This is a genomic window from Kitasatospora sp. NPDC053057 (assembly GCF_044546945.1).
In the GTDB taxonomy this organism is placed as follows: Bacteria; Actinomycetota; Actinomycetes; order Streptomycetales; family Streptomycetaceae; genus Kitasatospora.
Map to the genome: position 1 here is coordinate 54,497 of NZ_JBITZP010000029.1, position 16,586 is coordinate 71,082.

The 16,586-nt window shown below is 73.0% G+C and carries 16 protein-coding genes; 10 read left to right on the forward strand and 6 right to left on the reverse strand.

Translation table 11 applies throughout. The features are described 5' to 3' along the window. The first annotated feature begins 172 nt into the window (after positions 1-172). The 3 genes from ACIG5E_RS26895 (at position 173) to ACIG5E_RS26905 (ending at position 3,385) form a co-directional block, all read left to right on the forward strand. Positions 173-1,603: a transglycosylase family protein gene (locus tag ACIG5E_RS26895; protein ID WP_396537500.1), complete on the forward strand. Its 1,431-nt coding sequence runs from the start codon at positions 173-175 to the stop codon at positions 1,601-1,603. Between the two features lie 83 nt (positions 1,604-1,686). Then, entirely contained in the window at positions 1,687-2,625 is a 939-nt protein-coding gene (locus ACIG5E_RS26900) for an alpha/beta hydrolase (protein WP_396537502.1), read from the forward strand. 10 nt (positions 2,626-2,635) lie between these two features. Continuing rightward, entirely contained in the window at positions 2,636-3,385 is a 750-nt protein-coding gene (locus ACIG5E_RS26905; RefSeq protein ID WP_396537504.1) for a helix-turn-helix transcriptional regulator, read from the forward strand. A gap of 7 nt (positions 3,386-3,392) precedes the next feature. Here the strand turns inward: ACIG5E_RS26905 and ACIG5E_RS26910 are convergent, their stop codons facing one another. Further along, positions 3,393-4,253 carry a DUF3626 domain-containing protein gene (locus ACIG5E_RS26910; protein ID WP_396537506.1) on the reverse strand — a complete coding sequence of 287 codons (861 nt, stop codon included), beginning with the start codon at positions 4,251-4,253 and terminating at the stop codon, positions 3,393-3,395. A 74-nt stretch (positions 4,254-4,327) separates the two neighbouring features. Further along, positions 4,328-4,561, reverse strand: a complete 234-nt coding sequence (locus ACIG5E_RS26915; protein WP_396537508.1) for a hypothetical protein — start codon at positions 4,559-4,561, stop codon at positions 4,328-4,330. Between the two features lie 153 nt (positions 4,562-4,714). Here ACIG5E_RS26915 and ACIG5E_RS26920 point away from each other — a divergent pair, with 153 nt between their 5' ends. Continuing rightward, positions 4,715-5,023 carry a hypothetical protein gene (locus ACIG5E_RS26920; protein WP_396537510.1) on the forward strand — a complete coding sequence of 103 codons (309 nt, stop codon included), beginning with the start codon at positions 4,715-4,717 and terminating at the stop codon, positions 5,021-5,023. A gap of 49 nt (positions 5,024-5,072) precedes the next feature. Here ACIG5E_RS26920 and ACIG5E_RS26925 read toward each other — a convergent pair whose 3' ends face one another. After that, positions 5,073-5,507 (reverse strand): type II toxin-antitoxin system VapC family toxin, encoded by a 435-nt coding sequence (locus tag ACIG5E_RS26925; RefSeq protein ID WP_396537512.1) that lies wholly within the window; start codon positions 5,505-5,507, stop codon positions 5,073-5,075. A 209-nt stretch (positions 5,508-5,716) separates the two neighbouring features. Next, a complete protein-coding gene (locus ACIG5E_RS26930) occupies positions 5,717-7,162 on the reverse strand; it encodes an MFS transporter (protein ID WP_396537514.1) in 1,446 nt (481 codons plus the stop codon). Positions 7,163-7,273: 111 nt separating this feature from the next. On the opposite strand from ACIG5E_RS26930, the gene ACIG5E_RS26935 reads away from it, so the two are divergent. Beyond that, positions 7,274-8,152 (forward strand): helix-turn-helix transcriptional regulator, encoded by an 879-nt coding sequence (locus ACIG5E_RS26935; RefSeq protein ID WP_396537575.1) that lies wholly within the window; start codon positions 7,274-7,276, stop codon positions 8,150-8,152. Between the two features lie 18 nt (positions 8,153-8,170). On the opposite strand, the gene ACIG5E_RS26940 is transcribed toward ACIG5E_RS26935, so the two are convergent. After that, complete coding sequence (locus ACIG5E_RS26940; protein ID WP_396537515.1) at positions 8,171-8,548, reverse strand: hypothetical protein; 378 nt, start codon at positions 8,546-8,548, stop codon at positions 8,171-8,173. Beyond that, positions 8,545-9,087 (reverse strand): hypothetical protein, encoded by a 543-nt coding sequence (locus ACIG5E_RS26945; RefSeq protein ID WP_396537517.1) that lies wholly within the window; start codon positions 9,085-9,087, stop codon positions 8,545-8,547. The genes ACIG5E_RS26940 and ACIG5E_RS26945 overlap by 4 nt, the downstream gene beginning before the upstream one ends. A 135-nt stretch (positions 9,088-9,222) precedes the next feature. On the opposite strand from ACIG5E_RS26945, the gene ACIG5E_RS26950 reads away from it, so the two are divergent. The 5 genes from ACIG5E_RS26950 to ppdK all read left to right on the forward strand — a co-directional run bounded on the left by ACIG5E_RS26950 (position 9,223) and on the right by ppdK (position 16,372). Beyond that, positions 9,223-10,446 (forward strand): histidine kinase, encoded by a 1,224-nt coding sequence (locus ACIG5E_RS26950; protein WP_396537519.1) that lies wholly within the window; start codon positions 9,223-9,225, stop codon positions 10,444-10,446. Beyond that, the gene (locus ACIG5E_RS26955) at positions 10,434-11,075 is read left to right on the forward strand and encodes a response regulator (RefSeq protein ID WP_396537521.1); all 642 of its coding nucleotides are present in this window, start codon (positions 10,434-10,436) and stop codon (positions 11,073-11,075) included. Before ACIG5E_RS26950 ends, ACIG5E_RS26955 begins: the two co-directional genes overlap by 13 nt. Before the next feature lie 2 nt (positions 11,076-11,077). Beyond that, positions 11,078-11,851, forward strand: coding sequence for a DUF4097 family beta strand repeat-containing protein (locus tag ACIG5E_RS26960; protein WP_396537523.1), 774 nt, complete (start codon positions 11,078-11,080; stop codon positions 11,849-11,851). A gap of 70 nt (positions 11,852-11,921) precedes the next feature. After that, a complete protein-coding gene (dusB, locus tag ACIG5E_RS26965; RefSeq protein ID WP_396537525.1) occupies positions 11,922-13,100 on the forward strand; it encodes a tRNA dihydrouridine synthase DusB in 1,179 nt (392 codons plus the stop codon). 563 nt (positions 13,101-13,663) lie between these two features. Then, a complete protein-coding gene (gene ppdK / locus ACIG5E_RS26970; protein WP_396537527.1) occupies positions 13,664-16,372 on the forward strand; it encodes a pyruvate, phosphate dikinase in 2,709 nt (902 codons plus the stop codon). Positions 16,373-16,586: the final 214 nt, after the last annotated feature.

Consider the following 16,586-nt stretch of genomic DNA (forward strand, 5'->3'; position numbering starts at 1 on the left):
GGTTCCCGGCCGCACAACCCTAAAAAGCCTGCGGGGTGGCCAACGTATTTAACCGCCTGCACCCCCCCCCCCCGCCCCCCCCCCCGGGGCGCCCCGCCCCCCCCCCCCGGCCCGGCCCCCCCGGCCCTCCCCGACCACCGACCCGCGCCACGCCCCAGGGGGTTCCACCACCATGACCGCCGCCGCCCGCAAGCAGCCCGTACTCGCCGCCGCCACCGTCCTGCTCGGCCTCGCCGCCCCGCTCGTCCTCGGCGCCGGCCAGGCCTCGGCGGCCTCCGTGGCCAGCTGGGACCAGGTCGCCCAGTGCGAGAGCAGCGGCAACTGGAGCATCAACACCCACAACGGCTACTACGGCGGCCTCCAGTTCACCCAGAGCACCTGGCTCGCCTACGGCGGCGCCCAGTACGCGCCCTACGCCAACCAGGCCACCAAGCAGCAGCAGATCCTGATCGGTGAGAAGGTCCTGGCCGGTCAGGGCCCCACCGCCTGGGCCGCCAAGTGCCGCGGCCCGCTGCTCAACGACCACGCCGACCCGTACCCGGCCACCAGCTCCTACCCCGACCCGGCCTCGCTTCCCACCGGCACCCTGGTCAAGTCCCCGGCCGGCCCCGACGTCAGGATCCTGATCAACGGCGCGGGCGTGCCGGTCGCCGGCTCCGACGTCGCGCCCGACGGCTACGACCTCGGCAAGGTCGTCACCGTCGACGACGCCCGCTTCAACGCCCTGCCCACCACCCCGCCGCCGGGCACCGTCGTGCACGACCAAGCCGGCGGCGCCGACCGCTACGTGATGGTGGCCGGCGTCGCGCTGCGGATCTCCGGTGCGGACTGGACGGCCGCCGGCTACAACACCCGGGCCGACCTCGGGGTGCCCAGCGCCTGGCTGCAGGGCGCCGCCGGCGCCACCCTCCCGACCGGGCTCGTCGTCCACGACCAGGCCGGCGGCGCGGCCCGCTACGTCGTCGTCGACGGCGCCGCCCTGCCGATCTCCGGCTCCGAGTGGACCGCCGACGGCTACAACACCCGCGCCGACATGGGCGTGCCGGGTGGCTGGCTGGCCGCCGCCGCGAACGCCACCCTGCCCACCGGCACCGTCGTCACCGGCCAGGGCGGCACCGATCCCTCGATCTACGTCATGGTCAACGGCACCGCCCTGCACATCTCCGCCGACGAGTGGACCGCCGACGGCTACGACAAGCAGGCCCTGATGGGCGCCCCCGAGGCCTGGCTGCAGGGAGCCGCCGCCAAGCCCCTGCGCAACGGCACCGTCGTCAAGGACGCCTCCGGCGCCAACCCCACCGTCTACGTGATGGCCGGCGGCCTGGCCGTCCCGCTCACCGGCACCGACTACACCGGCCTCGGCTACGACACCCAGGCCCTGATGGGTGTGCCCGGCAGCTGGCTCGGCGGCGCCGCCGCCAGGACCGTCCCCGCCGACGGCACCCTGCTGCTCTCGCCCGACGCCACCACCGTGTGGCGGGTCGTCGGCGGCGGCAAGCAGGCCCTGGCGGCCGCCGACTTCGACTCCGGCCGCTACAGCTACGCGGACGTGGTGAAGGTCCCCGCCGCGCTGACCGCCAAGCTCCCCACCGTCACCGGCTGATCCTTCCGCGAATGGGGAATGTGACGCAGGTCACCGAAAAAGGGTGACATGGGGTTGTCGCGGACGGCCATGAGGATCGACCCATGACGATCACCGACGAGGACTGCCTCACCGAGACCCTGGCCTTCAACGAGCAGTTCGAGGCCGCCGCCGCACTCCGCCCGCCCCGCGGCCGAACCGTGGACGCCGCCACGCTCGAACACCTGCGGACCAACCGCCTCGGCGGCGACACGCCCCCGGTGCGGCTGCCGCAGGGCCGTGACCGCGTCCTTCCGGACGGGGTCACGATCCGGACCTTCGTCCCCGAGCACGTCGACGGCGTGTACCTGCACATCCACGGCGGCGGCTGGGCCTTCGGCTCGGCGGGCGGGCAGGACGAGAAGCTGTGGCGCCTCGCCACGGAAGCCCGGCTGGCCGTGGTCAGCGTGGACTACCGCCTGGCGCCCGAACACCCCTTCCCCGCCGGACCCGACGACTGCGAGGCGGCCGCCCGCTGGCTGGTGGAGCACGCCGAGGCCGAGTTCGGCACCCGGCGGCTGCTGATCGGCGGCGAGTCGGCCGGCGCCCACCTCACCGTCCTGACCCTGCTCCGCCTGCGCGACCGGCACGGCGTCACCGGCGCGTTCCGGGCCGCCCACCTGGCCTTCGGCTCGTACGACCTGTCGATGACGCCCAGCCAGCGGTTGTTCGGCTCCCGGCGGCTGCTGAGCAACACCGAGTCGGTCCGGGGGAGTTACGAGCTCTTCACGCCCGGCCTGACCCCCGAGCAGCGCCGCGACCCGGAGGTCTCCCCGCTGTACGCCGACCTGACCGGCCTGCCGCCCGCCCGGATGGTCGTCGGCACCGAGGACCCGCTGCTGGACGACTCGCGCTTCCTCGCCCAGCGGTGGCAGGCGACCGGGGCGCCCGTCCGGCTCGACGTCGTGGCCGGCGCGATGCACGGCTTCACCCTGTTCCCGCTGACCGTCACCGAGCGCGAGCACCGGCGGGAGCGGGACTTCCTGGCCACCGCGGGACGGTAGCGTCGGCCGCATGGACCGCACCCCTCGGCTCTACGCACTGGTGGAGGAGTTGCGCGCGGCGGCGCCCCGATCGCTGACGGTCGCCGCGCTCGCCGCGCGCTTCGAGGTGAGCACCCGTACGGTGCAGCGCGACCTCCAGGCGCTGATGGAAGCGGGCGTCCCGGTGCGCACCACCACCGGGCGCGGCGGCGGCTGGTCGATCGACCCGGCGATGACCCTCCCGCCGATCCGCTTCACCCCCGACGAGGCCTCGGCCCTGGTCGCCGCGCTCGCCGCGGCCGACACCTCCGCCCCGTACGCCGGTGCGGCCCGCACGGCCTCGCAGAAGATCGCGGCCTCGATGAGCGGGCCCGCCTCCACGGCGGCACAGCAGCTCGCCGCCCGGATCGTCGCCCTGCCGACCCGCACCGCCGAGTCGGTCCGGACGGCCGTCGAGCAGGCCCTCACCGAGAGCACGGTGCTGCGGCTGTCCTACCTGGACGCGGCCGGGCGGGAGAGCGACCGGACGGTCGAACCGGCCGGGCTGCTCACCGCCGGGGGCAAGTGGTACCTGATCGCCTGGTGCCGCACCCGGCAGGCCGGCCGGGGCTTCCGGCTGGACCGCATCGCGGCGGCGACCCCGACCGGCGAACCGGCGCCGCCGCACGACCTGGCCGCCCTGCTGCTCGGCTCGGCCGCCGCCGGCGCGGTGCCGCCGGCGGCACTGGGACCGCTGGCGCCGCCGGGGCCGCTCGGGTCGCTCGGGCCGCTCGGGTCGTGACGTCCGCTCAGCTCGGTGCGGTGGTGCGCGTCGCGGGTGAGCCGAAGCGGGCGAGGTAGTGCCACACCTTCTTGACCGCCTGCGGGTCGTGCCGGCCGGTCTCGACGGCGGCGCCGACGATGCGCGGATCGAGCGCGCCGTCCACGGCGATCTCGGCGCCCAGGTCGACGAACTCCTGCCCCCGGTAGTCGGGATGCCGACGGAGCTCCTGGACGGTGAGCTGGAAGCCGGGGTGCCACTCCACCGGGGAGGGGAGGCGGCGGGCGGCCTCCTCGACGGCCGTGCCCCGGTAGCAGGGGTCCAGCACCAGGGCCTCGATGTCGTGGGCGAGCCGGACCGGGCCGTGGACCTGTGCCTCGATGTAGTCGTCGAGGGCGTCCCGGCGGTCGGCCAGGGCGAGTTCGACCAGCCGCATGCGGCCCGAGGTGCCGAAGTCCGTGGGCGCCAGGAAGCTGTCCGGGTAGCAGAAGGTGGTGCGCTCCAGTGCGGGGGCGGCGAGCCGGAAGTGGGCGGAGCCGAAGCGCGGCGCGGCGCCGACCGGATTGCGGCGGTAGTCCAGCGCCCCGTAGGTGGGCCGCTCGGCGGGCGCGGCTTCGTCGTAGGCGCGGTTGAAGATCCGGCTCTCCCAGCGCCAGCGGTCCCCGCCGGGGTGGGCGGTCAGGCCGCCGTTGCTCGTGCCGGTGGCGAACTGGGAGAGGTAGACGCCGCCCTGGGCGAGGGCGTCCAGGATCGGCCTGCCGTGGGAGGAGCGGTCCGGGTGGAAGTTGAGGGTCACCCGCAGGGTCGGATCGACGGGCGGGCCCGAGGACAGCGCGGCCACGTGGTCGAGGGCCGACTGCTGCGGCGTCCGGACGGCTTCGGAGGTCATGCGGGTAGTGTCCCCGGGCCGAGCGGCCGCTGCACGCGGGTTTCCGCCCGCCCCGCGCCCGCCCGTTCGCATCCTCAGGAGTGGTGTTTGTGCAGCTCGTCGGTGATTAGCCCATTGCCGTGGTGCATGGACGCACTGGTGTAGGCGTAGCGGATCCGGGCGGCCTGGGCGGTCCGGTACTGCTCGATCAGCAGGCCCTCGCTCGCGCCCGCCCAACGTCGGCGAGCCCGCTCCCGGCGCACCAGGAAGAGGGTGGTGCCGACGATGGTGGCCACGAGGGCGACCAGGAATGCGAGAACGAAGCCCATGGAATCCCCTTCCTCCGGGCTCGATCATTGCACCAACCAGCGTGATGCGGTACGGATCTCGGCGCATCGGATGGATGAAGTAGCTTGGGGCGCATGGCAGATGAGAACGCGGGAGCCGCCCCCGGAGCCACTCCTCCACCCTCTCGCGGAGCCGTGTCCGCCCTGATGTTCATGTCCCGTTCGATCGGCCAACTCGTCATCCCGGTGGGCGCGTTGCTGGGCGGTGCGCTGGCCGGAGCGGTCGGCACCGCCGGGGCACTGGCCGCCTTCGCCTCGATCGCCCTGGCGCCAGCGGCCCCGGCGTGGAACCGGGCCGCCGCCGACTCGACCGGTCACCAGGTCCTGGAACTGCCCGCCGCCGACCACGGCCTCGAAGTGCCCCACGACCCGATCGCCTCGGTCGACACCCTGCGCGAGGTCGTCACGCGACTGGACGGTTTCATCGGTGCGCTGGCGCCATAGGGCCCGTCCTTCGACTCCCGCCAGTGGGCCGGCACCGGGCTGACGACAGCTATGCGGGATCGCCGCTGCGCTCGGTGCCCGGCACCGAGCCGGGCGAGCTGATCGGCAGGTCACGTTCGTCAGCCGCTTCGGCGAGGCGCTTGTCGTATGTGACGAAGGCGGTGAGCGCGTGTTCCAGGTGCTCGGCACTGGCCAGGTGAATGGCGTCGAGCGTGCGCAGGTGCCGGGTGGGGAAGCGGCTGGCGGCCCGAAGGATCGGGTCGGAGAGGCGAATGCGGAGCATGCGGTCGAGCAGGTCCGCCGCGGCGTCCAGCACCTGCTGCGGCGCGCCGATCCGGATGAGCGCGCGCGGGACCTCGACCTGGGCCAGCACGCTGGTCGCATGGCCCTCGGAGCCGTGCGAGGAGAGGTACGTGCGGAGTGCGGCAGATTCGGCCTCTGGAAGCAGAAGCTTGAGGATCGCGCAGGAGTCGAGGTAGATCAACGGTCTTCTTCCTCGCGCATCCTGCGGAGAGCCTCAGTAGCCGAAGGGAGTTGGACGTCGATCGCGGGCGGGACCCAGTGACCGTGCGGCGATCGCGAGCAGCGTGCGTCGATTTCACCCGACGAGCGTCATGCGAAAGCGGCCCCGCGATCGGGAGGAACCGATCGCGGGGCCGTTCGCCGTCGCCCGGGGCCCGTGGGCCCGCGGGCTCAGCCGATGGAGCGGGGCAGGCGGGTGGTCAGGTACAGCACGGTGAAGGAGCCGAGCAGCTGGATGCCCAGGCACAGGGCGAGCGCCCGGCCCATGCCGAGGCTGGGGGAGAGGGAGAGGTAGAGGGTGCCGAGGGTGGCGACGCCGAGGGCGAGGCTGGCCTGCTGGCTGGTGGCGAGGACGCCGCTGCCGACGCCGGCCCGGGCGGCGGGCACCTTGGAGAGGACGACCCGGAACAGCGGGGTGCCGATCAGGCCCTGGCCGATGCCCGCGAGGGCGACGCCGGGCGCCATCCGCAGCGGGGAGAAGTGGTCCGCGTCGGCGAGCACGGTCAGGGCGATGGTGGCGAGGCCGATGGCCTGGACGACGGCGCCGGCGCTGAGCACCCGGCTGCCCCAGCGGCCGATCAGCCGCGGGCCGGAGAGCGAGGCGGTGAAGTAGCCGACTGCCATCGGGACGAGCGCCCAGCCGGCCGCGACCACGCCGAGCTTCAGGCCCTGCTGGAGGGCGACGGCGATGACGAACATGAAGCCGCCGAAGCCCGCGAAGTAGGGGAGGGCGATGCCGAGGCCGCGCCGCATCTCGGGGATCCGCAGCAGGGTGGGCGGCACCAGCGGGACGGCTCCGCGCTGTTCGGCGCGGCGCTCGACCAGGGCGAAGGCGGTGGCGAACACCGGGAACAGGGCGAGCAGCACCCAGGACCAGAGCGGCCAGCCGGCCGCGCGGCCCTCCATCAGCGGGACGAGCAGCGAGAGCAGGGTGGCGGTGAGCAGGGCGGTGCCGGGGACGTCCACGGCGGCGGCCTGGGTGGCCCGGCTCTCCGGCACGTACCGGACGGCGAGGACGACGGCGAGCAGCGCGAACGGCACGTTCAGCAGGAAGACCGAGCGCCAGCCGGTGCCGAACAGGTCGGCGGCGACGAGCATCCCGCCGAGCACCTGCCCGATCACCACGGAGATGCCGCCGACCGCGCCGTAGATGCTGAGTGCGCGGCCGCGCCGGGCGCCGTCGGTGGCGGCGGTGATGGTGCCGAGCACCTGCGGGATCAGCAGTGCGGCCGAGGCGCCCTGGGCGGCCCGGGCGGCGACCAGGGACCACGCGTCGGGGGCGAGGCCGCAGGCCAGCGAGGTGAGGGCGAAGGCGGCGGCGCCGGCGACGAAGAGCCGGCGGCGGCCGAAGATGTCGCCGAGTCGCCCGCCGAGGACGAGCAGGACGGCGAAGGCGATGCCGTAGCCGGCGGCGACGAGTTCCAGGACGGCGGGTCCGGCGGCCAGGTCCTTGTCGATGGTGGGCAGGGCGACGTTGACGATGAAGAAGTCGAGCATCGGCAGGAAGGCGCCGAGCAGGACGGTGACCAGCCCGGCGGTGCCGAGGGTGGGGGTGTGGGGAGCGGCTGCGGGGGCGGTCCGGGTCGGGGCCGGGGCGACGGCGAGTTGTTGAGTCACGGGTCATACGATCCGCCGCTTCGTACCCTGGTACCAGAGTGTGGTTATCCAGGTATAAGAAGTACCTGGCAACAGGCTGCGGCGTGGCGCATGCTGGGGAGCATGAGCCTGATGACCCCGGCCGCGCAAGCCCGTCCCGCTTTCGCCGGACCGCACCGCGGCACCCCGGACGAGGCCCGCCGGCACGACCTGGCGGCGTTCCTGCGCAGCCGTCGCGAGCGCATCGCGCCCGAGCAGGTGGGCCTGCCGATGACCGGCCGCCGCCGCACCCCGGGGCTGCGCCGGGAAGAGGTGGCGCAGCTGGCCGCCGTCGGGGTGACCTGGTACACCTGGCTGGAACAGGGGCGGGACATCCAGGTGTCCGCCCAGGTGCTGGACGCGGTGGCCCGGGCGCTGCTGCTGGACCCGAGCGAGCGGGCGCACCTGTTCACCCTGGCCGGCGCGGAGGACCCGGCGCCGGTGACGGAGTGCCCCTCGGTGACGCCGAGCGTGCGCCTGGTGCTGGAGCAGATGGCGCCGTACCCGGCCGCGGTGGTCAACTCCCGTTACGAGATCCTGGCGCACAACGTGCCGTACACCGCCATCGTCGGCGACCTCGGTGAACTGCCGCTGGAGGAGCGGAACCTGATGTGGCTGGCGTTCACCCCCTCGCGGTTCCGCGAGGTGCTGATCGACTACCGGACGGAACGCCTCGGCATGGTGGCCCGGTTCCGCGCCGCGATGGCCGAGCACTCGGCCGAGCCGGCCTGGAAGGCGCTGCTGGCCCGGCTGCTCAAGGCCTCGCCGGACTTCGAGGAGGAGTGGCAGCGGCACGAGGTGATGGGGCCGGGCAACGGGATCAAGCGTTTCCAGGTGCCGGGCGTGGGCCTGTTGCGCTGCGACTACACCAACTTCTGGCTCAGCCCCCGGCTCGGGACGCGCATGATCAGCTACACCCCGCTGGACGAGGAGACCCGCGTCCTGATGGACAAGCTGCCCGTCCGGCGCTGAGGCCCGGCTGCTCGGGCGCTAGCCGCGTATCGCCTCGCGCCCGAGCAGCAGGGACACCGCCGCCAGCGGAAGTTCGACGCAGCACGCCATCACCAGCGCGGCGAGCACCGCGTGCCCCGGCCCGGCGAAGGCGATGTCGACCAGTGCGTCCCCGGCCAGCAGCAGCGCCACCACCCCGCCCAGCCAGGGGGCGGCGGCACTGCGCCGGCGCAGCAGCGCGTCCAGCGACAGCAGGGCGGCGAACTCCGCGAGGTCCAGCACCACCCACGGGGTCTCGTGGTTGACGGCCAGGACCATCAGCCAGGGCAGCAGCCCGAAGGCCGCCAGCCGCGGCAGCTTCCGGAGCTGCTCCGGCAGGACGTACGCCGAAGCGCCGGAGACGACGGCGACACTCATGCGGCACCCCCGAACGAGGCCGCCCGCCGCTCCCGCACCCGCTGCAGCGCCAGCCGCTCGGCGGGCCCGCCCGCCGGGTGCTCGACCAGCACCGTGTCGTACGGCCCCTCGGCCAAGGCGAGCCAGAACTGCCCGGCCACCGTGACCACCTCGGCCGCCGCCGCCCGGACCGTACGGAACGGCCGCCACCCGCCGGTGAACACCACCGAGGGGGCCGAGCCGTCGGCGGGCAGCCGCCCCCAGGCGAGCACGTACGAGCCGCGCCCGGCGGACGGGCTGCGCCGCGCACCGCGCACCAGCTGCGGCGCGAGCCGGGCGGCGACCAGGACGTCGGCCAACTCGCCGTGCTGGTACAGCTCCAGCGCGGCCCGGCCGCGGCCGGACCCGACGCTGCGGACCGACCAGGGCCCGGCCCCGGTGGGCAGCGCCCCCTCCGGCCCCGGCGCCGGGCGGAGCGCGCCCCCGGGAACACCCCCGTGGTTCCCGGGGACGGGCCGCCCGTGCGGCGGAGTGGCGGAGTGCGATGCGGTGCTCGTCATGGCCCCCAGCCTGCCGCCGCGAGGGGCCCGTTGTCGGTGGTGCGGCACACCGAATCGGGGGTGTATCTAGCTACACCCCCACCGGGCACCCCCCTTCATGGTGGGCGATGATCACCGGGCCCTACGCTGTCCGTCATGCCCTCCACCACGTTGCGCCGAGCGCTCGTCAGGAGCCTCCGGCGGCCACCGTGGTCGGCCGAGGCCTGGCGGGACACCCGCTTCATAGCCGCCGGAATACCCATGGCCGTGCCGGTCTGGCTGGCCGTCACCGAGTCCAGTCTGCTGTTCCCGGTCCTCGCGGTCGTACTGACCTGCACCCGCCCGCTGACCGCCGCCCAGCGCGGCCGGCTGCACGCCCTGTACGGGGTGGAGGTGCCGCCGCCGCGCCCCGGGGACTCCCCGAGTCGGCTGCTGGGTCGGCTGCGTCTGGTCCTGACCTGGCGGCAGGCCGTCTACCACCTGGCGGTCGGCCCGCTGCTGGCGCTCGGCGCGCTGGCGGTGGTGTACGTCTGGGGCGCGGCCCTGGTGCTGGCCACGGTGTTCGGCTGGAGCTGGCTGATGCCTCCCACCAGCGGGCTGCGCGGGGAGTGGCCCGTACTGCTCGGGCTCACGGCCGGCGGCCTGGCACTGGCGGTCGCGGCCCCCTGGCTGGCGGGCCTGTCGGCCTGGCTGGAGGTGCGCGCCGCGCGGCAGTTGCTCGGCCCCAACCGGGCGGAGCAGCTGGAGCAGCGGGTCGAGGAGATCGCCGAGAGCCGGGCCGGCCTGGTCGACGCGGTGGACGCCGAGCGCCGCCGGATCGAGCGCGACCTGCACGACGGTGCCCAGCAGCGCCTGACCTCCCTCGCGATGAACCTGGGCCTGGCCCGGCGCACCCTCAAGGACGTGCCGCCCGAGGTGATGCAGGTGATCGTGGAGGCGCACGAGGAGGCCCAGGCGGCCATCGACGAGCTGCGCGACCTGGTCCGCGGCCTGCACCCGGCCGTCCTGGAGGACCGCGGTCTGGATGCGGCGCTGTCCGGGATCGCCGCCCGCGCCCCGCTGCCGGTGCGCCTGGACGTCGAGCTGTCCGGGCAGATCGCCCCGACAGTCGAGGCGGTCGCCTACTTCACCGTCTCCGAGGCGCTCACCAACGTGGCCAAGCACGCCCGGGCCGAGCAGGTCGACGTGTCGGTGCGGACCGTCGGCGACCGGCTGCGCCTGATCATCAGCGACGACGGCGTGGGCGGCGCGGACCCCTCGCGTGGCACCGGGCTCACCGGTCTGCGCAAGCGCGCCGCCTCCGTCGACGGCACGCTGTCCGTTCTCAGCCCCCTCGGGGGCCCCACCACCATCACCGTGGAGTTGCCGTGCGTGCTGTGATCGCCGAGGACTCGGTCCTGCTGAGGGTCGGCCTGGTCAAGGTCCTGGAGGCGGTGGGATACGAGGTGGTGGCCGCCGTCGGGGACGCCGAGGAACTGCTGGCCGCCGTCGAGGAGCACCGCCCGGGGGTGGTGGTCGCGGACGTCCGGATGCCCCCGGGCTTCTCCGACGAAGGCGTCAAGGCGGCGATGGTGATCCGTCGGCAGTGGCCGGAGGTCGCGGTGCTGCTGCTCTCCCAGTACGTGGAGGAGCGCTACGCGGCGGACCTGCTGGCGACCAACACCAGCGGCGTCGGCTACCTGCTCAAGCAGCGGGTGGCCAACGTGGACGACTTCGTGGACGCGCTGCAGCGGGTCGCCGAGGGCGGCACCGCGCTGGACCCGGAGGTGGTGGCCCAGCTGCTGGTGCGCCGCCACCGGGACCCGCTGGAGAAGCTGACGCCGCGCGAGCGGGACGTGCTGGCGCTGATGGCGGAGGGCCGTTCCAACGCGGCCATCGCGGCGGCCCTGGTGGTCAGCGACAGCGCGGTGGCCAAGCACATCAACTCGATCTTCACCAAGCTGGACCTCCCGGCCGACGACAGCCACCGCCGGGTGATGGCCGTGCTGCGGTTCCTGGAGGTCGGGTAGCCGTGGACGGGGCGAAGGCCTGGCGGGTCACCGGGACGCTCGCGGTCGTCCTGGTGATGCTCGCCGCGGGGCTGCAGACCTGGTCGCTGGTGGCGCAGCAGCAGACGACCACGACCAAGCCGTACAACGTGGTGATCCACCAGGTCAGGCTGGAGACCGGCAGCGCCTCGGTGCGGGTGCACGCGGGCCGCGAGGGCCATGTGGTGGTCAGCCAGCGGCTGGACTGGATGGTGCGCAAGCCGGTGGTGTCGGCCACCTTCGACGGTGACGTGCTCACCGTCGGGATGCACTGCCGGCTGGTGCTGCCGATCGCCGACTTCGGCTGCGGCGCCGAGATCGAGCTGGAGGTGCCCGCCGCTACCGAGGTGACCGGGTCGGTGAGCTCCGGCTCGGTGTCCGTGGAGGGCCTGAGCGGGAGCGTGCGGATGCACCTGACCTCCGGCCAGCTGTCGCTGGTGGGCACCTCGGGCGAGGTGTGGGCGCAGACCACCTCCGGGTCGGTGCAGGGCACCGACCTGAGCGCGCAGCGGGTGACCGCGGCGACCAACTCGGGCTCGATGGAGCTGTACTTCACCAAGGCCCCGCACGCGGTGGACGCCCGGGCCACCTCCGGCTCGCTGACCATGACGGTGCCGAAGGGCAGCCGCTACGCCTTCTCCAGCGAGGTCGGCAGCGGCAGCGGCCAGATCGACCCCGGGCTGGCGGACACCGCCAGCCCGGACACCATCCACGCCGCGGTCACCTCGGGCTCGGTCTCGATCAATCCGTCGTCCTAGCCGGGCACCGCCGCTCACCCGGGTGGGGGACAATGGAGAGTCCCGTCCCCCTACCCGAGGTCAGCCGCGCATGACAGCCACGCCCGCACCCACCGCGCCCGAGACCGAGTTCGCGCCGCTGGACATCGGCCCGATCCAGGTGTGGCCGCCCGTCGTGCTGGCGCCGATGGCCGGCATCACCAACGCCCCGTTCCGCACCCTGTGCCGCGAGCAGAGCGGCGGCAAGGGTTTGTACGTCTCGGAGATGATCACCACCCGGGCACTGGTCGAGCGCAACGCCAAGACCATGCAGCTGATCAAGTTCGACCCGAGCGAGAAGCCGCGCTCGATCCAGCTGTACGGGGTGGACCCGGGGACCGTCGGCAAGGCGGCCCGGATGATCGCGGACGAGGGCCTGGCCGACCACATCGATCTCAACTTCGGCTGCCCCGTCCCCAAGGTGACCCGCAAGGGCGGTGGCTCGGCGCTGCCGTACAAGCGCAACCTGCTGCGCGAGATCCTGCGGGAGGCCGTCGCCAACGCCGGCGACCTGCCGGTGACCATGAAGATGCGCAAGGGCATCGACGACGACCACCTCACCTACCTGGACGCCGGCCGGATCGGCGCCGAGGAGGGCGTGGCCGCGATCGCCCTGCACGGCCGCACCGCCGCCCAGCACTACGGCGGGACGGCCGACTGGTCGGCGATCGCCCGGCTGCGCGAGGCCGTCCCGGCGCACGTGCCGGTGCTGGGCAACGGGGACATCTGGTCGGCCGACGACGCGCTGCGGATGATGCGCGAGACCGGCTGTGACGGCGTCGTGGTGGGCCGCGGCTGCCTGGGCCGGCCGTGGCTGTTCAGGGACCTGGTGTCGAGATTCGAGGGAGACCTCGAAAGCACTGGCTACGCCCGCCCGACATTCGAGTACGTGGCCCGGGCGATGGTGCGCCACGCCCAGCTGCTCGGGGAGTGGCTGGGGGACGAGACGCGCGGCGTGATCGACTTCCGCAAGCACGTCGCCTGGTACACCAAGGGCTTCTCGGTCGGCTCCGAGCTGCGGGTGAAGCTGGCGAACTCCTCCTCGCTGACCGAACTGGCCGAGACCCTCGCCCACGTGGAGCAGACCCAGACCTGGCCGATCGGCGCGGACGGCCCGCGCGGGCGCACCAGCGGCAACGGCCGGGTCGTCCTGCCCGAGGGCTGGTTGGACGATCCGTACGACTGCGCCCGGCCGGGCGAGGACGCCGAATCGGACACCTCCGGCGGATGATCTGTCCATAGCGGCGAAGTCGGCCCTCCCGGGCCGCTGGCCACCCGGTCGGAGCCCTTTTGTCCATTCTGGACAGGAGGGCTCCTTTTTGGCGCCCGACTGTCACTCGGTGAGCACGTCTCTGAACGGAGTGCGACGATTGGCGCAGGCGTCCTACGGTCGAGCCGTGAGACGGGCTGGTGACGCTTGCCACACGCGGGCGCGGCTGACGGCAGGTCAGTGGACGAAATGGACAGGTCGAGTGTGAATCGCTTCCCGAAGCCGGTTCGACGCGGATCGGCCGATCCGGCTGCAGGAAATCAAGCCGGGGCAACGCGACCGACCCACGGTCGCTACCCAGCGTCCGGATCGGGCGATCTCCCGTTTCCTCGCCTTCAAGACTTGAACGCAGCCTCGCGTCAGGGGGACGATTTCACCAACAGAGGTGAACGCCTTTATGCGCTTTCGATCTAGCTGGTTACCCCTCGGTACCGGCCTCGTGTGGCCTATTCAGGGCAGAGAAGTGCCTTCGAAATGGGTATGTTCTCCGGCGTCAGGGCAACCGCGTACGAGGAGACCGACCCGTGCCGTCCCAGCAGAAGTTTGTTTACTCCTTCACCGAAGGAAACAAGGACCTCAAGGATCTTCTTGGCGGCAAGGGCGCGAACCTGGCCGAGATGACCAACCTGGGGCTCCCCGTCCCTCCCGGGTTCACCATCACCACCGAGGCCTGCAAGGTCTTCCTGGAGACGGGTAGCGAGCCGACCTCGCTGCACGAGGAGATCAGCGCCCACCTGGACGCCCTCGAGCAGGAGATGGGCAAGAAGCTCGGCCAGGCCGACAACCCGCTCCTGGTCTCCGTCCGTTCCGGTGCCAAGTTCTCCATGCCCGGCATGATGGACACCGTCCTCAACATCGGCCTCTCCGACGCCTCGGTGACCGGCCTCGCCGCCCAGTCCGGCAACGAGCGCTTCGCCTGGGACTCCTACCGCCGCCTGGTCCAGATGTTCGGCAAGACCGTGCTGGGCGTCGACGGCGAGCTGTTCGAGGAGGCCCTGGACGAGGCCAAGCACGCCAAGGGCACCGTCAACGACCTGGACCTGGACGCTTCCGACCTCCGGGAACTGGTCGAGGTGTTCAAGGGCATCGTCGAGCGCGAGACCGGCCGGGCCTTCCCGCAGGATCCGCGCGAGCAGATGGACCTCGCCATCCACGCCGTCTTCCACTCCTGGAACGGCGACCGCGCCCGGCTGTACCGCCGCCAGGAGCGCATCCCGAACGACCTGGGCACCGCGGTCAACGTCTGCACCATGGTCTTCGGCAACCTCGGCGAGGACTCCGGCACCGGCGTCGCCTTCACCCGCGACCCCTCCACCGGCACCCAGGGCGTCTACGGCGACTACCTGTCCAACGCCCAGGGCGAGGACGTCGTCGCCGGCATCCGCAACACGCTGCAGCTGTCCGAGCTGGAGAAGCTCGACAAGAAGTCGTACGACGAGCTGATGGCGATCATGCAGAAGCTCGAGAACCACTACCGCGACCTCTGCGACATCGAGTTCACCATCGAGCGCGGCAAGCTCTGGATGCTGCAGACCCGCGTCGGCAAGCGCACCGCCGCGGCCGCCTTCCGGATCGCCGTCCAGCTGGTCGACCAGGGCCTGATCGACCTGGACGAGGCCCTGATGCGCGTCACCGGCGGCCAGCTGGCCCAGCTGATGTTCCCGCGCTTCGCCCCGACCGCCGAGTCCAAGCAGATCGGCTGGGGCCTGGCCGCCTCGCCCGGCGCCGCGATCGGCAAGGTCGTCTTCGACTCCTACACCGCCGTCAAGTGGTCCCGCTCCGGCGAGAAGGTCATCCTGGTCCGTCGCGAGACCAACCCGGACGACCTGGACGGCATGATCGCGGCCGAGGGCATCCTCACCTCGCGCGGCGGCAAGACCTCGCACGCCGCCGTCGTCGCCCGCGGCATGGGCAAGACCTGTGTCTGCGGCGCCGAGGAGCTGGAGGTCGACACCAAGGGCCGCAAGTTCACCACCGCCGACGGCCTGGTGGTCCACGAGGGCGACGTCGTCTCGATCGACGGCGCCAGCGGCAAGGTCTACCTCGGTGAGGTGCCCGTGCTGCCCTCCCCCGTGGTCGAGTACTTCGAGGGCACGCTGCACGCCGGCGCCGACGTCCAGGGCGGGCTGGTCCAGGCCGTCCACCGGCTGATGTCGCACGCCGACGGCCGCCGCCGCCTCGCCGTGCGCGCCAACGCCGACAACGCCGAGGACGGCTCGCGCGCCCGCCGCTACGGCGCCCAGGGCATCGGCCTGTGCCGCACCGAGCACATGTTCCTCGGCGAGGAGCGCCGCAAGGAGGTCGAGCACCTGATCCTCGCGGACAACGACAAGGACCGCGAGCTCGCCCTCTCCACCCTGCTGCCGCTGCAGAAGGGCGACTTCCTGGAGCTCTTCCAGGCGATGGACGGCCTGCCCGTCACCGTCCGCCTGCTCGACCCGCCGCTGCACGAGTTCCTGCCCGACATCACCGAGCTGTCGGTGCGCGTCGCCCTCGCCGAGGCCCGCAAGGACCCGAACGAGAACGACCTGCGCCTGCTCCAGGCGGTGCACAAGCTGCACGAACAGAACCCGATGCTGGGCCTGCGCGGCGTGCGTCTCGGCCTGGTCATCCCCGGCCTGTTCGGCATGCAGGTCCGGGCCATCGCCGAGGCCGCCGCCGAGCGCAAGCTGGCCGGCGGGGACCCGCGCCCCGAGGTGATGATCCCGCTGGTCGGCACCGTCCAGGAGCTGGAGCTGGTCCGCGACGAGTGCGAGCGGGTGCTCGCCGAGGTCGCCCAGTCCACCGGCGTCACGCTGGAGATCAAGCTCGGCACCATGATCGAGCTGCCGCGCGCCGCGGTGACCGCCGGTCAGATCGCCGAGGCCGCCGAGTTCTTCTCCTTCGGCACCAACGACCTGACCCAGACGGTCTGGGGCTTCTCCCGGGACGACGTGGAGGCCTCGTTCTTCACCGCCTACCTGGAGAAGGGCATCTTCGGGGTCTCCCCGTTCGAGACCATCGACCGCGACGGCGTCGGCTCGCTCGTCAAGCACGCCGTCGAGGCCGGCCGGGCCACCCGCCCTGACCTCAAGCTCGGCGTCTGCGGCGAGCACGGCGGCGACCCGGAGTCGGTCCACTTCTTCCACGAGGTGGGGCTGGACTACGTCTCCTGCTCCCCCTTCCGCATCCCGGTGGCGCGCCTGGAGGCAGGCCGCGCCGCCATCGAGACGGCGGGCAGCGACTCGCGCTGAGAGGGTAGGCATCCCCTACTCACGCGCGGGTACGACTGACCGCTTCCCCTCCCGTCGGGAGGGCGTACACCGGAGCTCGGCGCAGGAGAACCGGCGTACGTAACACGGCCGGGGGGGGGGGGCCGACGGCGAGCGGTGGCGCCCCCCCGGGCGGCGGCGCCCCGCCGCGGGGGGGGGGGGGGGGCGGGGTGGGGCGGCGGGCCGGGGGCCGGGG